This window comes from Microbispora rosea (assembly GCF_900156315.1).
GTDB lineage: Bacteria > Actinomycetota > Actinomycetes > Streptosporangiales > Streptosporangiaceae > Microbispora > Microbispora rosea.
Map to the genome: position 1 here is coordinate 78,832 of NZ_FTNI01000026.1, position 13,557 is coordinate 92,388.

Here is a 13,557-nt window from a genome sequence, read left to right on the forward strand (position 1 = left end):
CTGGCTAACGCCAGTGACGGACAGTTTTCTCCAAGAACCGGCGGGAGTCGTCCACGTCGAGAGCCTTCGTCTCCAGGTAGTCGAATGCCACCTCGTACCGGTAGACGATCGCCTCGTCCTCGACCAGACGCCCGCCCAGGAGTGCCTCCAGGTATACGACGTCGTGGAAGTCGGGCACCTTGAGGTGACAGAACGCCCCGGTGTTGATCGGGTGGTCCGCGTCGAGCGGCAGGATCCGCAACTCGACGTTCGGCAGCTCCGACACCTCGATCAACCGCTTGAGCTGTTCCCGCATCACCTCGTGGTCGCCGAACCGGCGCAGCAGGACCGACTCCTCCAGAACGGCCGAGATGGCCAGCGGGCTCTCCGCCCTGAGAACCGCCTGCTGGCGCGCCATCCGGACCTCGATCCGGCTGCGGACGCCGCCCGGCAGCTCAAGGGTGCTCCGTTGTCCGCTCTCCATCATGGCCCGGACGTACGCCTCTGTCTGGAACAGACCCGGCACCACCTGGGGTTCCCAGTCACGTGCCGCCGTGGCTTCGGCCTCCAGGCCAAGGAACGTCGTGTATTCCTTGGGCAGGGAGTCGTGGTAATCCTCCCACCAGCCCTTCCGGGTCGCGTCCCGGTGCAGGGCGAGCAGCTCTTGGCGTTGGCGGGAATCTACCATGTAGATCACGAGAAGTGCCTCAACATCGCTCGTGCGAGGCGAGGTCCGCGCCGTCTCGATCCTGCTGATCTTCGCTGCCGACCAGCCGAGCCGCGCGGCGACCTGGTCGCCCGTCAGATCGGCACGCTCACGTAAGCGGCGCAGTTCCTGCCCCAGCCGACGGCGGCGGACGGTGGGACTGCCGTGCTCGGGCATCCCTGCCGACCTCCTTCATCCGGTGAATCCGGTGGTTGCGGTGGACGCACGGATGGTGGGCGCGCCCTGGCCGATCGGGCGCGCGGGTGAGGGGCGCCCTGTTCGAAGATTACCGCGCCCGCTCGTGCAACTTGCACCGTAATTTTCAGCGTATCCACACAAGATTCTTGCGGATTTCTTTTCGTCAAGTATTGCAGGGCATTGCGTCCTGAGTCACGATCGATGTGGGAAAGGTCTCCGGAGTGTGGGGGCGCCGGCGTCGCCGGCGAAATACTCCGAAACCGCTTCCCCATCCGGGGCACGCGCCCGGCGAGGGGCGCCGGCCGCTTCGGATGCGCGTGACAACGGGAGGCATCCGGGCCAGCGGGATTTCGAGATTCGGCCGGCGTCGCCGGCGCTCGCATCGCACGAGCAGCGAACACCGAATTGAGCCGTTCCGAGGATTGGACGCGCTCTCCGTACGACGAATTCAGGACGACGAGATCTCCGTTTGGCACCTCTCCGGAAGGAGTCTCTTGGTGAACCCCCCAGGTGCCGCCTGGTTATTACTGATCAAAAGCCGGATGACGATGGCCGACCTGGCGCTGTGCGCCGACCAGGACAGGTGGGCGCGCGAACTGAAATGGACCGTGAGCCGCACCGGCTTCGGCGCCCGCCACTATCGCGACCCCCGCTTCGACCTCGTACGCGAACTGGAGGAGGTCGGCCGCCTCTTCACCGTCTGACGCCCGCGGGCGCCGGACGGGAGAAGGGCATGCGCTTCACCAGCCTGACGGCGCGCGGCGCCGGATCGGGGACGAACTGATCGTGACCGGTTAGGCTTGCACGGGTGACGACCGCGCTCATCCACGAACGGCTGCAGTCCCAGCTCGCCTTCCACACAGAGATCGACAAGCTGAAGCGCGTCATCCGCCGGAACTCGCTGATCGACGGCTCGCGCCGGGAGAACGACGCCGAGCACTCGTGGCATCTGGCCATGATGGCGATGACGCTGGCCGAGCACGCGCCCCCGGGAACCGACATGTCCAAGGTGGTCGCGATGCTGCTCGTCCACGACATCGTGGAGATCGACGCCGGTGACACCTTTATCTACGACCCCGTCGCGGTCGAGGGGCAGGCCGCTCTCGAACGCGCGGCGGCCGACCGGATCTTCGGGCTGCTGCCGGACGACCAGGGGGCGCGGCTGCGCACCCTGTGGGACGAGTTCGAGGAGCGGCGCACACCGGAGGCGAGGTTCGCCAGGGCGCTCGACCGGCTCGCGCCGATCATCGCCAACCACCACAACGAGGGCGGCACCTGGCCGCTGTACAAGGTGACGGCCGCCCAGGTCATGGAGAAGGTGCGGCTCATCGAGGAGGGGTCGCCCACGCTCGGCGAGTACGCGGCGGAGCTGGTCGCCGGTTCGGTCTCCCGGGGTCATCTGGCGCCCTGACCGGGAGCGCGCCGGCCCGAAACTCGCTTGTACCGTCCCATACCTGTCCATGTTCACACCTGTGACGCGGGGGTACGTGATCCCGTGTTAGGGGGCGAAACATGGAAGAGACGACCAGGCCGAAGGCGGGCCGGACGGCACGGAGGGTCCCTTCGGCAGAGCTCCTCGACGGGCTCGAGCGGGCCACCGCGCTCGACCGGCCGATCGCCGTCATATCCAAGAAGGTCCGCCGCAGACTCGGCCCGGGCAAGCTCCGGGACGTCCTGCACGGGGTGCCCATGGGACACCCGCTGCACCCGGCGCTCGCGGTGACGACCTTCGGCTGCTGGCTGTCGGCGAGCCTGGTGGACATGACCAAGACGGGCTCACGCGCGGCGCGGACGCTGATCGTGGCGGGGCTGAGCAGCGCCGTTCCCACGGTGGCGGCCGGCCTCACCGATTGGTCCACTCTCCACCGCGAACAGCAGCGCGTGGGCCTGGTGCACGCCATGACCAACACCGCCGCGGCGCTCTGCTACACGGGTTCTCTCTTCTTACGGGTGACGGGACGCGAACGCGCCGGGCGCATGCTGGGGTACGCGGGACTCGTGGCGGCGTCCGCGGGTGCGCACCTCGGCAGCCACATGTCCTACCGCCAGGCGGCCGGGGCCAACCACGCGGAGTCGGTCGGCCACCTCATGCCGCTCGGCTGGCACGACCTGTGCGCGCTCAAGGAGCTGCCCAACGGGCGGCCGGTCCGGCGGCGGCTCGGCTACATCGACCTTTTCGTCCTTCGCCTCGGCGACGACGTGAGCGTCCTCGCGGACAACTGCTCCCACCTCGCCGGCCCTCTCCACCAGGGGCGGGTCGCCATGGAGGAAGGCCAGGCCTGCATCGTCTGCCCGTGGCACGGCAGCGCCTTCCGCATCTCCGACGGCCGGGTCATGCACGGTCCCGCCACGTCGCGCCAGCCGGCCTTCCAGACCCGGCTGCGGCAGGACGGCGTCATCCAGGTCCGCCCCGCGGAGTGACTCCAGCCCGCAGCGGCGCGTTGCGCGCCCGGACCCGGGTCAGCCGGTGTCCGGGCCGCGGTCGTCGGCGGGATGTTCGACCAGCGCCAGCACGCGGTTGGACATGAACCGCGCGGTGCGGACGGGCGTGCCCGCCCGCGTGACCTCGGTGACCTCGACCACTCCCCGGCCCGTCGTGATCTCGATCCGGCGGCCCGCCCTGGTCGCGACCACCTCGTAGGTGCGCGGGGTTCCCCCCGCATCGATGACGATCTCCACCCGGTCGCCCTTCACAAGGGCATACATACCCTTTCAGGACAGCAGCTTCACTATCGCCACGATTCCGACGACAACAATGAATCCCCGCAGCAAGGGTGCGGGCAGCCGGCGGCCCACGCGGGCCCCGAGGAAGCCGCCGGCGGCCGAGCCCAGCGCGACCAGCAGCACGGCGATCCAGTCCACCGGCGCGATGAACGCGAACAGCACCGCGGCCGCGGTGTTGACCAGCAGCGACAGCAGGTTCTTCGCCGCGTTCACCCGTTGCAGGTCCTCGTCGAGGAAGCTGCCCAGCAGGCCGATCAGCACGATGCCCTGGGCGGCGCCGAAGTAGCCGCCGTACATGCCCGCGCCCAGCACGCCCAGCCACAGCCACGGCCCCCCATGGGGGTGCGGCCTGCGCCGTGCGGCCAGCCACTCGTTGATCCTCGGCTGGAACACCACCAGGAGGCAGGCGACCGCGATGAGCACCGGGACAATGACCTTGAACGCCTCGGCCGGCAGGAGCAGGAGCAGGACCCCGCCGGCGAGCGAGCCGATCACCGATGCGACGCCGAGCCGGAGCAGCCGCTCACGCTGGCCCTTGAGCTCGGCGCGGTAGCCGAGCACGCCGGTCACGCCGCCGGGGACGAGCCCGACGTTGTTGGACACGTTCGCGACGATCGGCGGGAAGCCGACGGCCAGCATCGTCGGGAACGTGATGAGGGAACCCGACCCCACAACGGCGTTGATGGCCCCGGCCCCGACACCGGCCGCGAAAACCGCGGCCGCCTCCCACGGCGTCACTCGCACCTCTCCCTCGTACGGCTATCCGCCAAGGGTAGGCGGCGGGCTCCGCCCGAAGGTCAGAGGGGACGGGCGTACCAGCGGCCCTCCTGGCCGCGGTCGAGGTGCAGCGGCACGCCGAAGGTCGCGGACAGGTTCTCCTGCGTCATCACCGCGTCGATCGGCCCCTGGTCGACGACCGAGCCGTGCCGAAGCAGCAGCACGTGGGTGAACCCGGTCGGGATCTCCTCGACGTGGTGGGTGACCAGCACCATCGTGGGCGACTTCGGGTCCCGGGCCAGCGCGCCGAGACGGCGTACGAGATCCTCGCGGCCGGCCACGTCGAGCCCGGCGGCGGGCTCGTCGAGCAGCAGCAACTCGGGGTCCGGCATGAGCGCACGGGCGATCTGCACCCGCTTGCGCTCGCCCTCCGACAGCGTTCCGAAGCGCCGCCTGATCAGGTGGGCGCAGCCGAGCTGGTCGATGAGCTCGACCGCCCGGGTGACGTCGTGGGAGTCGTACTCCTCCGTCCACCGGCCCAGGATCGCGTACGACGCGGTGAGCACGAGGTCGATGACCTTCTCGTCCGGCGGGATGCGCTCCGACAGGGCCGCGCTGGCCAGGCCGATCCGGGGCCGCAGGTCGAACACGTCCGTCTGGCCGAGCCGCTCGCCGAGGATCTCCACCGAGCCCTCGGATGGGAACAGCAGCGATGCGGCCACCTGGAGCAGCGTCGTCTTCCCCGCGCCGTTCGGCCCGATCACCACCCAGCGCTCGTCTTCCCTGACGCTCCAGTCGATGCCGCGCAGCAGGGCCGCGCCGTCCCTTCGGACGGCCACGTCCTGAAGCTGAAGCACCTGACCGCCCATGTGGTCCCCCTCCCGTGGTTCGCTGAGATAAAACTATGGCAGTCCCACCACATATCGTGGATCGGGTGCGCATCGAATCACCGATCTCCGCCACGCTCGTCGCCTGGGGCAACGCCTGGCTCGGGGGACACGTGAGCCTGGAGCACGCCCTCGACCGCGTCGAGCGCGAGGCCGGGCCTCAGGTGGTGGCGGCGGATGACGTCGAGACCCCCCTGCTCGCCTACCTCGTCGACCGGCGGATCGAGGGGCTGGGCGCGTTCCGGCTGGCCCTGCCGGTGCCCGGCGACCCCCTCGGGCTCACCGGGCCGCCCGCCTTCAACGGCGCCGCGATCGACGCGGGCCAGGCCGCCGTGGCCGTGCTGTCCGGCCGGTGCCTCGGTCTCGTGCCGTCCGCCGACCGGCGCGGCTCGTCGTACTGCGGAATCCGCTGGACCGTGGCCGAGGCGTCGCCCGTACCGCCCGACGTGCCGTCGCTGGCCGAGGCGGAGCAGGCGCTGCGGACCACCATGATGGCCGCCACCGAGGCGCTGCTGGGCGTGGGCGGACCGGCGCAGGGCTTCCCGGCGCCGGACGCGCTCGACCGCGCGGGCGAGGCCCTCGCCCCCGGTTATCCCGGCAGGGCGCACCGGGTCGGCGCCTTGGCCGCCCGGTTGTCTGTGGCGCTGCGTCTCGCCGATGAGCGGGGGCTCACCTCGGGGCAGGTCACCGCCCGCGGGCAGGCCCTGCGCGACCTCGACCGCGCCGTACGGCGGGCCAGGGTGGCGGCGCACAACGCCATCGTCGAGTCCCAGGTCTGACGGTGCGCCCGTGCCGCGTTCACCGCGCGGCGACCGCCTCGCGGACGGCGGGCGCGACCTCCTGGGCCCAGCGGGCCAGAAGGGTGAGGTCGGGGGCGCCGTGGTCGGCGGAGAAGAGCGTGAAGCCCGACGCGCCGTGCTCCAGCACGGCTCCGGTCAGTTCCTCGACCCACTGGGCGGCGGAGCCGCCGATCCAGCGGCCGTCGGAGTCGCGGGTGGCGGGCAGCGGCCGGTCGGTGATGCGGCCGGGGAAGTTGAAGACCGTGCGGATCTCCCGCGGATCACGGCCGGCGGACGCCGCCGCCTCGTCGATGATCGGCCGCGACGTGCGGTAACGCTCGCTGAGCCAGTCGGCCGCGTGGCCGGGGATCCAGCCGTCGGCCACCCGGCCGGTGGCCGCCAGGGATTTACGGCCGACCGACCCGGTCCACACGGGCGGCGCGGGCACCGGCGCCGGCTCTATGTGGTTCACCTGGTAGTGCGTGCCCTGGTAGGTGACCGGAGGGCCGCCGCCCGACAGCAGCTTGACCAGGATGATCGCCTCCTCGAAGGCGTCCACGGCGTCGCCTGGTGTCAGCCGCGGCACCCCCATGTCGGCGATGCGATCCCACAGCCCGCCCGCGCCCATGCCGAGCACGATCCGGCCGCCCGACAGCGCCGACAACGACGTCACCATCCTGGCCAGCATGGGGGCGGGGCGGGTCGGCAGGTTGGTGACATTGGCGAAACCGGCGATGTGCCGCGTCTGCCCGAGGATGAAGCCGAGCGCGGCGTAGGCGTCCACGCGTCCGCCGAGGTAGGGGTGGTCCGACAGCGTGAAGATGTCGAGCCCGTCCCTGTCGGCCTGCCGGACCATGCGCAGCAGCTCGGGTATGTCGTCGACGCCGGAGTGCGCGCCGAAACCGAAGACGACGTCTTGTGCCGACATTATTCCGCCTTTCCCCGAGAACAAAAGTTCGTTCCACGAACCATATTAGTTCGTGGCGCGAACTTCAATCGTCCCCGGGATTCAGCGCACGGGATCCGGTTCCAGGAAGACGGTGGGGACCTTGTTGTCCGTCACGACACGGCCGAGCAGGGCGGCGAGCGTGTCACGCTCCGCCGGGGCCAGCCCCGACGCGAGTTCCTCGACACGGCGACAGGTCTCGGTGTAGAACTCGTCGGCCAGTTTGGCGCCCTGCCCGGTGAGCGACACCCGCACCGCGCGGGAGTCCTGGGGGTCGGGGGCGCGCTGGACCAGCCCGTTGCGCTCGCTGCGGTCCACCAGGCCGGTCAGGCTCGACTTCGCCAGGCCGAGCATCGCGCCCAGCTCGCTCATGCCGTAGGGCTGCGCCATCAGGACGCACAACAACTGGCCCTGCTGCTGGGTGAGGCCGTACTCGCGGGCGGAATTCGCATACACGGCGTTCACCAGGAACGTGGACCGCACCAGTGCGGCCACCGTCCCGATCCGGCCATCGGCATTCTTGCTCACCGGACCAGAGTAACCAGTTCGCGACGCGAACTAACAGTTCGTCAGGCCAGGCCGTGGCGCACGGCATAGAGCGCGGCCTGGGTGCGGTCCTGCACGCCGAGCTTCATGAGCACGTTGGAGACGTGCGTCTTCACGGTCTTCTCCGCCACCACGAGCTCACGGGCGATCTCGCGGTTCGACCGCCCGGCGGCGAGCAGCCGCAGCACCTCGCGCTCCCGGTCGGTCAGCGCCGACCCCGCCTCGGCCTGCTCGCGGTCCGCCGGGCCGGCCAGCATCGCCTCGGCCGCCTCGGGCGCGAGCAGGACCTGCCCGCCGTACACGGCCCGGATCGCCTGGACGAGGGCGCCGGGGTCCACGTCCTTGTAGAGGAAGCCCGCGGCGCCCGCCCGCATGGCCGGGGCCACGTCGCCGCGGTCGCTGACCGAGGTGAGGACGATCACTCGAACGTCCCGGCCGGACAGCTCCGCGAGCGCGCCGAGGCCGTCGAGCACCGGCATCTTCAGGTCGAGCAGCAGCACGTCGGGAGCGAGCGCACCGGTCATCTCGACCGCCTCGGCGCCGTCCGCCGCCTCCCCCACGACGCTGATGTCCTCCTGGATCTCCAGGAACGTACGCAGGCCCTGCCGTACGACGGGGTGGTCGTCGGCGATGAGCACGCGGATCACGCGGGCACCTCCAGTCGTACCGTCGTGCCGCTGCCGGGCGCGGAGGAGACCGTCAGCGTGCCGCCGACGGTCTGGGCCCGGTCGCCCATCGACGGCAGCCCCAAGCCGTGCACGCCCGCCTCATCGAATCCGACGCCGTCGTCGGTCACCTCCAGCACCAGGGCGGCCTCCCGGCGCGCGAGCCGTACGTCGATGCGGGCGGCCCTGGCGTGCCGCACGGCGTTGTGCAACGCCTCCTGGGCGACCCGGAGCACGGCGACCTCGATCTCGGGCGCGAGGTCGCGGTCGTCCGGCGGCTCGCCCTCCGCCGAGAACGCGACCGTCACGGGGTGCAGGCGGTCGAGGAGGGCCGCCTGCTTGCGCACGCTCTCCACCAGGCCGTGCCGGTCCAGCTCGGCCGGGCGCAGCTCCACGATCACCGCGCGCAGCTCGGTCAGCGCCTCACCCGCCATCCGCTCGACACGATCGATCGCCTCGGCCGCCCGCTCGGGGTCCGTACGCGCGAGCGCCGCGGCGGCCCGCGCGGTCAGCCGCAGCGAGAACAGCTTCTGGCTGACGGCGTCGTGCAGCTCGCGGGCCATCCGGGTGCGTTCCTCGACGACCGTGAGCTCGCGCCCCCGCTCGTACAGCCGGGCGTTGGTGATCGCGATGGCGGCGTGCGCCGCGAACAGCGTCAGCAGCTCCTCGTCCGCCTCGCCGAACCCGCCGGGCGTCCGCTTGTTGGACAGGAAGATGATCCCGAGGACGGTGGCGCCGTCCGTGATCGGCACACCGAGGAAGTCCTTGAGGATGGGATGGGCCTTCGGCCACCACTCGAACCGGGGGTCCCTGCGGATGTCGGGCAGCCGCACCGGCGTCCCCTCGCGGAGCATCGCGCCCAGCATGCCGTGCTGGCGCGGGGTGGGCCCGATGGCCGCCCACTGCTCGTCGGGGATGCCCTCGGCCACGAACTCCGCGAACGCGCCGTCGTCGTCCGGCACGCCGAGCGCGGCGTACTTCGCGTCGAGCAGCCGCGCCGCGGACCGCACGATCACCTGGAGGACCTCGCGGACCGACAGGTGACGGGTGACGGCGAGCACGGCCGAGCTGACCGCGTGCAGCACCGCGTCGCGGTCCCGTTCACAGGCGGCAGCGGGGTCGGCAGGCTCGGGCACGCAACACAGAGTAGGTCCCGCGGCGAGTGGGCCGCGTCGGCCGCAGGACCTAGACCCAACTGCCGAGCGACGGCCGGACCTCGGTCCGATGCGCCTCTGACGTGCCGATTTCTAGCGTGGAGCGCATGAAGCACGCACTCATCACCGGAGCGTCGCGCGGGCTGGGACTCGCTCTCGCCAAGGCACTCGCCGACGACGGCTGGTCGCTCCTGCTCACCGCGCGCGGCGAGGAGGACCTGATGTCGGCCGCTTTCGACCTCGGCGCCCGGGCCCTTCCCGGAGACGTCGCCGACCCGGCGCACGTGGCCAGGCTCGCCGATTCCGTGCCCGAGCTGGACCTCCTGGTCAACAACGCGAGCGGGCTCGGCCCCACCCCGCTGCCCAGGCTCGCCGACTATCCGCCGGACGCGCTGCGCGCACTGTTCGAGACGAACGTGATCGCGCCGCTCGCGCTGGTCCAGGCGACGCTGCCCGCGCTGCGCAAGCGGAAGGGCGCGATACTCAACATCTCCTCCGACGCCGCCGTCGAGGCGTACGAGGGCTGGGGCGGCTACGGCGCGACCAAGGCCGCCCTCGACCAGGTGTCGAACGTCCTGGCCGCCGAGGAGCCCGACGTGGCGGTCTGGTGGGTGGACCCGGGCGAGATGCGCACCCGCATGCTGGCGGACGCCGTCGGCCCGGAGGAGGCCGGGGCGGCGCCGCCGCCCGAGAGCGTGGTCCCCGCACTGCTGCGCCTCGTCGGCTCCCGTCCCGCCCCCGGCCGCTTCACCCGCGGAGCGCTGGAATGACCGCCCCCGATTCGGCGATCCGGCCCCATGGGGCGAAGGGGTCGTTCGAGTTCGCGCTGACGGCGCCGCTGGAGGCGCACGAACCGCCGGAGGCGCGCGGGCTGCGCCGCGACGAGGTCAGGCTGCTGGCCTCCCGGCGTGACACCGGCGAGATCACCCATCACGTCTTCGCCGACCTGCCGTCGCTGCTGTCCCCCGGCGACCTGCTGGTGGTCAACAACTCCGCCACCCTGCCCGCGGCGGTGCGGCTCGACCGGCTGGCCGTCCACTTCTCCGGCCGCCTCGCGTCCGGAGAGTGGCTGGTCGAGCTGCGCCGCCGTACGGCGAAGGCGACGGAGCCCTACTCCGGCGCCGCGCCCGGCGAGTGGCTGCCGCTGCCGGGAGGGGCCACGCTGCGCCTGCTGGCGCAGGAGACGCCGCGCCTGTGGCGTGCCCACCTCGACCGCGACGTGCTCTCCTACCTCGCCGCGCACGGCGTGCCCATCCGGTACGGCTACGTGGGGCGCGACTGGCCGCTCGCCCACTACCAGACGGTCTTCGGGGTCGAGCCGGGCAGCGCGGAGATGCCCAGCGCCGGCCGGCCGTTCACCCCGGAGCTCGTCACCGCCCTGGTCAGCCGGGGGATCGGCGTCGCACCGATCACGCTGCACACCGGGGTCGCGTCTCCGGAGAAGGACGAACCGCCCTACCCCGAGTGGTTCTCGGTCTCCCCGTGGACGGCACGGCTGGTGAACATCACCCGCGAGCACGGGGGCCGGGTGATCGCCGTCGGCACGACCGTCGTACGGGCTCTGGAGACCGCCGCCCTCGACGCCTCCGCCCCGGACACGGTGCGGGCGACGTCGGGCTGGACCTCACACGTCGTCACGCCCGCGGGAGGCGTGCGAGCGGTGGACGGCCTCGTCACGGGTCTGCACGAGCCCCGCTCCAGCCACCTGATGATGCTGTCGGCGATCACCGGGACCGGCGTGCTGACCTCGTCGTACGAGGCGGCGCTGGAGGAGGGCTACCTCTGGCACGAGTTCGGCGACAGCCATCTCATCCTGTGACACGTGATCGAACCGTGATCTCGATCGTCAAGGCTGACCGCATGCGTACCCTCATCGGCAAGCCGACCGCGCTGCTGGCCCTGCCACTGGCCGCGGGCGCGCTGGTCGCGTCCGGCGCGCCCGCCTCCGCCGCGTCGTCGGCCACGTCCAGCTCGTCCTCGGCGGCCGCGACGTCCGCGGCGACCACGGCGACCTCGGCGCCCGTCCGCATCCAGGTCAGTTTCCCCTACCGCGTCCGTGCCGGGCGCGTGGTGACGTTCAAGGTCACGCTCGTCAACAAGCTCAGGACCAAGACCGACGAGATCTTCCTCGCGGTCAAGTTCCCCAAGAACGTGACCAAGACCCGGATCTACGTGCCGCACGGCTCCAGGTATCACGAGCACTGCACGCGGGAGCGGACGCGCGCGCTGTGCGTGCTGCCCGGCCTCCAGAAGGGCAAGAGCTACACGTTCTATGCGAAGGCCCAACTGAGCGGGTCCGCCCGCGGCACGCTCTACGGCTACTTCGGCGGCGCCGTCGTCGACACGTCGACGAACACCAACCCCAAGGAGCTGCTCACGGAGTTCGGCGACCGCATCGGCTGGGTGAAGTCGAAGAGCACGATCACCCGCTGACGTCCATCCATCCCCCACGGCGCCCGCCCGTGTCCCGGGCAGGCGCCGTCGATCGTCCGGCGGCCCGTCAGGCCGCTACGGCCCGCTCCCCGGGTCCTGCCAGCCCCGTCCTCACCTGAGCCTCGGCGATCCGCGCGAGTGCCATCCGCGCCTCCCTCCTGGGGGTCCGCCCGCCGTACGCGGCCGGACGGTCCAGCCGTACGGCGGGGAAGACCGTCACCTCCGCGACGAGGCCCCTGGTGGCGACGATCCGCAGGACGGACGCGAGCAGCGTGTCGTCCCCGACGTAGGACGGCCGGGTCGAAAGGGCGGCCCGCTCGCCGGCGCCTCCACAAACCCCGGCGCCTTCATGAAACGCCGCGCCTCCACGAACCGCACTGCCCGGGCCGGCCGCGGCGCCCTCCAGGAAACGCAGCGCCATCGGCCGCACGGGCACCCCCGCGTCGAGCGCCGCCTGGAACACCGCGGGCCGGAACCGCCCCATCTCGCGTCCGCACCACGTCGTGCCCTCGGGGAACGCGGCCACGCTCTCACCGCGCCGCAACGCGGCGGTCATGTCCGCGACGACCCCCGGCAGGGCGGACGGCCTGTCCCTGTCGATGAACAGCGCGCCGCCCCCGGCGGCGAGCGTGCCCACGATCGGCCACCTGCCCACCTCCGCCTTGGCCAGCGGGCGGCAGGCGAAGGTCGCCGTGATCACCAGGGGGTCGAGCCACGAGACGTGGTTGCCGACGAGCAGGGCGGGCCCGTCCTCCTCCGGTACGGCTCGCGCCCGGGCCGCGCCCCCGATGCAGGAGAACCCGCGGCGCGTCACGATCCTGATGCCGAGGGCCCGCAGCAGCAGACGCGACCAGCGCGTCGTGACCGCCCCCCGCCACGCCGTACGGCCCAGCGCGAGCGCGATCGGCAGACCGGCGAGCAGCACGAGGACCGCGCCCGTCAGGCGGGCGGCCCGCCGCAGGGGGCCTGCCGTACGCGCCTGCGTCCGCAGGCAGACGTCCGGCGCGCAGGGGGACGCCGGCAGCCAGGCGGAGGAGGCCGCCGGCAGGTGGGTGACGGCGCTCATCGCGTCCCGCCCAGGAAGTGCCGCAGGTAGCGGGGGTCGGCGTCGGCCACGGAGAGCAGCACGAAGAAGTCCGCGGTGCCGAAGTCCGGATCGTGGGCGGGAGCGCCGCAGATCCACGCGCCGAGCCGCAGGTAACCGCGCAGCAGCGGTGGCACCGTGAACCGGTCGGGGCGGGGGACCCCGGCATCGCGCCAGGGCGTGTGCGGCGTGACGCGATACTCCTCGGGCCCCAGCGCGACCCGGTCGACGACACCGGCGGCGACCGCGCCGCCGTCGTCCAGTGGCACCGAGCAGCAGCCCGCCAGCCAGGTGTGCCCGAGGCTGGTCATGTACTGCGCGATCGCGGCCCACATCAGGGCGACGACCGCGCCGCCGCGGTGGTCGGGGTGCACGCACGTACGCCCGGCCTCGACCAGGTCGCCGCGCAGGCCCTTCAGCGCGCGGAGGTCGAACTCGGAGTCGGAGTAGAGCCGGTCGGAGCGGCGGGGCGGCAGCAGGCGATAGGTGCCGACCACCGTGTCGCCCTCGCGGACGAGGATGTGGTCGCAGTACGCGTCGAGCGGTTCGACGTCGAGCCCGTTCAGGGGGGAGTCGATCCGGGCGCCCATCTCCCCGGCGAACACCTCGTAGCGCAGGCGCTGGGCGGCACGCAGGTCTGCGGCGCTCTCGGCGAGCCCGACGGTGTAGCGGCCGGAGTCAAGGGAGTGCTGGGACTGCAGAGAGATCGTCATGCGTGTCGCATCCTTCCTCGGGGGGT

At 71.9% G+C, this 13,557-nt stretch carries 17 protein-coding genes; 7 read left to right on the forward strand and 10 right to left on the reverse strand.

The features are described from left to right. Positions 1 to 4: 4 nt before the first annotated feature. Complete coding sequence (locus BXA11_RS30450; RefSeq protein ID WP_076440035.1) at positions 5 to 862, reverse strand: helix-turn-helix domain-containing protein; 858 nt, start codon at positions 860 to 862, stop codon at positions 5 to 7. A gap of 563 nt (positions 863 to 1,425) precedes the next feature. Here BXA11_RS30450 and BXA11_RS43365 point away from each other — a divergent pair. The 3 genes from BXA11_RS43365 to BXA11_RS30460 all read left to right on the forward strand — a co-directional run bounded on the left by BXA11_RS43365 (position 1,426) and on the right by BXA11_RS30460 (position 3,304). Further along, complete coding sequence (locus tag BXA11_RS43365; RefSeq protein WP_159454860.1) at positions 1,426 to 1,587, forward strand: hypothetical protein; 162 nt, start codon at positions 1,426 to 1,428, stop codon at positions 1,585 to 1,587. 104 nt (positions 1,588 to 1,691) lie between these two features. Further along, the gene (locus tag BXA11_RS30455) at positions 1,692 to 2,294 is read left to right on the forward strand and encodes an HD domain-containing protein (RefSeq protein WP_076440037.1); all 603 of its coding nucleotides are present in this window, start codon (positions 1,692 to 1,694) and stop codon (positions 2,292 to 2,294) included. Between the two features lie 101 nt (positions 2,295 to 2,395). Beyond that, the gene (locus BXA11_RS30460; protein WP_076440039.1) at positions 2,396 to 3,304 is read left to right on the forward strand and encodes a Rieske (2Fe-2S) protein; all 909 of its coding nucleotides are present in this window, start codon (positions 2,396 to 2,398) and stop codon (positions 3,302 to 3,304) included. Positions 3,305 to 3,343: 39 nt separating this feature from the next. Here the strand turns inward: BXA11_RS30460 and BXA11_RS30465 are convergent, their stop codons facing one another. Genes BXA11_RS30465 through BXA11_RS30475 form a run of 3 tightly spaced genes read right to left on the reverse strand, consistent with a single transcriptional unit; the run spans position 3,344 to position 5,193 of the window. Further along, positions 3,344 to 3,589 (reverse strand): hypothetical protein, encoded by a 246-nt coding sequence (locus BXA11_RS30465; RefSeq protein WP_239104857.1) that lies wholly within the window; start codon positions 3,587 to 3,589, stop codon positions 3,344 to 3,346. 6 nt (positions 3,590 to 3,595) lie between these two features. After that, positions 3,596 to 4,345, reverse strand: coding sequence for a sulfite exporter TauE/SafE family protein (locus BXA11_RS30470; protein WP_030506796.1), 750 nt, complete (start codon positions 4,343 to 4,345; stop codon positions 3,596 to 3,598). Positions 4,346 to 4,404: 59 nt separating this feature from the next. Next, entirely contained in the window at positions 4,405 to 5,193 is a 789-nt protein-coding gene (locus BXA11_RS30475) for an ABC transporter ATP-binding protein (protein ID WP_076440041.1), read from the reverse strand. Between the two features lie 71 nt (positions 5,194 to 5,264). Here BXA11_RS30475 and BXA11_RS30480 point away from each other — a divergent pair, with 71 nt between their 5' ends. Continuing rightward, positions 5,265 to 5,990 (forward strand): hypothetical protein, encoded by a 726-nt coding sequence (locus tag BXA11_RS30480; RefSeq protein ID WP_373320538.1) that lies wholly within the window; start codon positions 5,265 to 5,267, stop codon positions 5,988 to 5,990. 19 nt (positions 5,991 to 6,009) lie between these two features. Here BXA11_RS30480 and BXA11_RS30485 read toward each other — a convergent pair whose 3' ends face one another. The 4 genes from BXA11_RS30485 to BXA11_RS30500 form a co-directional block, all read right to left on the reverse strand. Further along, positions 6,010 to 6,918, reverse strand: coding sequence for an LLM class flavin-dependent oxidoreductase (locus BXA11_RS30485; RefSeq protein WP_076440045.1), 909 nt, complete (start codon positions 6,916 to 6,918; stop codon positions 6,010 to 6,012). Positions 6,919 to 6,999: 81 nt separating this feature from the next. Next, complete coding sequence (locus BXA11_RS30490; protein ID WP_204053520.1) at positions 7,000 to 7,464, reverse strand: MarR family winged helix-turn-helix transcriptional regulator; 465 nt, start codon at positions 7,462 to 7,464, stop codon at positions 7,000 to 7,002. 41 nt (positions 7,465 to 7,505) lie between these two features. Beyond that, the gene (locus BXA11_RS30495) at positions 7,506 to 8,129 is read right to left on the reverse strand and encodes a response regulator (RefSeq protein WP_076440047.1); all 624 of its coding nucleotides are present in this window, start codon (positions 8,127 to 8,129) and stop codon (positions 7,506 to 7,508) included. Next, a complete protein-coding gene (locus tag BXA11_RS30500) occupies positions 8,126 to 9,283 on the reverse strand; it encodes a GAF domain-containing sensor histidine kinase (protein WP_076440049.1) in 1,158 nt (385 codons plus the stop codon). Before BXA11_RS30500 ends, BXA11_RS30495 begins: the two co-directional genes overlap by 4 nt. Before the next feature lie 125 nt (positions 9,284 to 9,408). Between BXA11_RS30500 and BXA11_RS30505 the strand changes: the two genes are divergently transcribed. From BXA11_RS30505 to BXA11_RS30515, 3 genes are read left to right on the forward strand one after another with little or no spacing between them, the layout of a single operon-like run. Next, positions 9,409 to 10,071 (forward strand): SDR family NAD(P)-dependent oxidoreductase, encoded by a 663-nt coding sequence (locus BXA11_RS30505; RefSeq protein ID WP_030506789.1) that lies wholly within the window; start codon positions 9,409 to 9,411, stop codon positions 10,069 to 10,071. Then, positions 10,068 to 11,120 (forward strand): S-adenosylmethionine:tRNA ribosyltransferase-isomerase, encoded by a 1,053-nt coding sequence (locus BXA11_RS30510; RefSeq protein WP_076440051.1) that lies wholly within the window; start codon positions 10,068 to 10,070, stop codon positions 11,118 to 11,120. The genes BXA11_RS30505 and BXA11_RS30510 overlap by 4 nt, the downstream gene beginning before the upstream one ends. Positions 11,121 to 11,161: 41 nt before the next feature. Next, the gene (locus BXA11_RS30515; RefSeq protein WP_143734599.1) at positions 11,162 to 11,734 is read left to right on the forward strand and encodes a hypothetical protein; all 573 of its coding nucleotides are present in this window, start codon (positions 11,162 to 11,164) and stop codon (positions 11,732 to 11,734) included. Between the two features lie 67 nt (positions 11,735 to 11,801). Here the strand turns inward: BXA11_RS30515 and BXA11_RS30520 are convergent, their stop codons facing one another. Together BXA11_RS30520 and BXA11_RS30525 are read right to left on the reverse strand one after the other, a co-directional pair. Then, on the reverse strand, positions 11,802 to 12,800 hold the full coding sequence (locus BXA11_RS30520; RefSeq protein WP_076440055.1) for a lysophospholipid acyltransferase family protein: 999 nt from the start codon (positions 12,798 to 12,800) through the stop codon (positions 11,802 to 11,804). Beyond that, a complete protein-coding gene (locus tag BXA11_RS30525) occupies positions 12,797 to 13,531 on the reverse strand; it encodes a GNAT family N-acetyltransferase (RefSeq protein WP_076440056.1) in 735 nt (244 codons plus the stop codon). Before BXA11_RS30525 ends, BXA11_RS30520 begins: the two co-directional genes overlap by 4 nt. Positions 13,532 to 13,557: the final 26 nt, after the last annotated feature.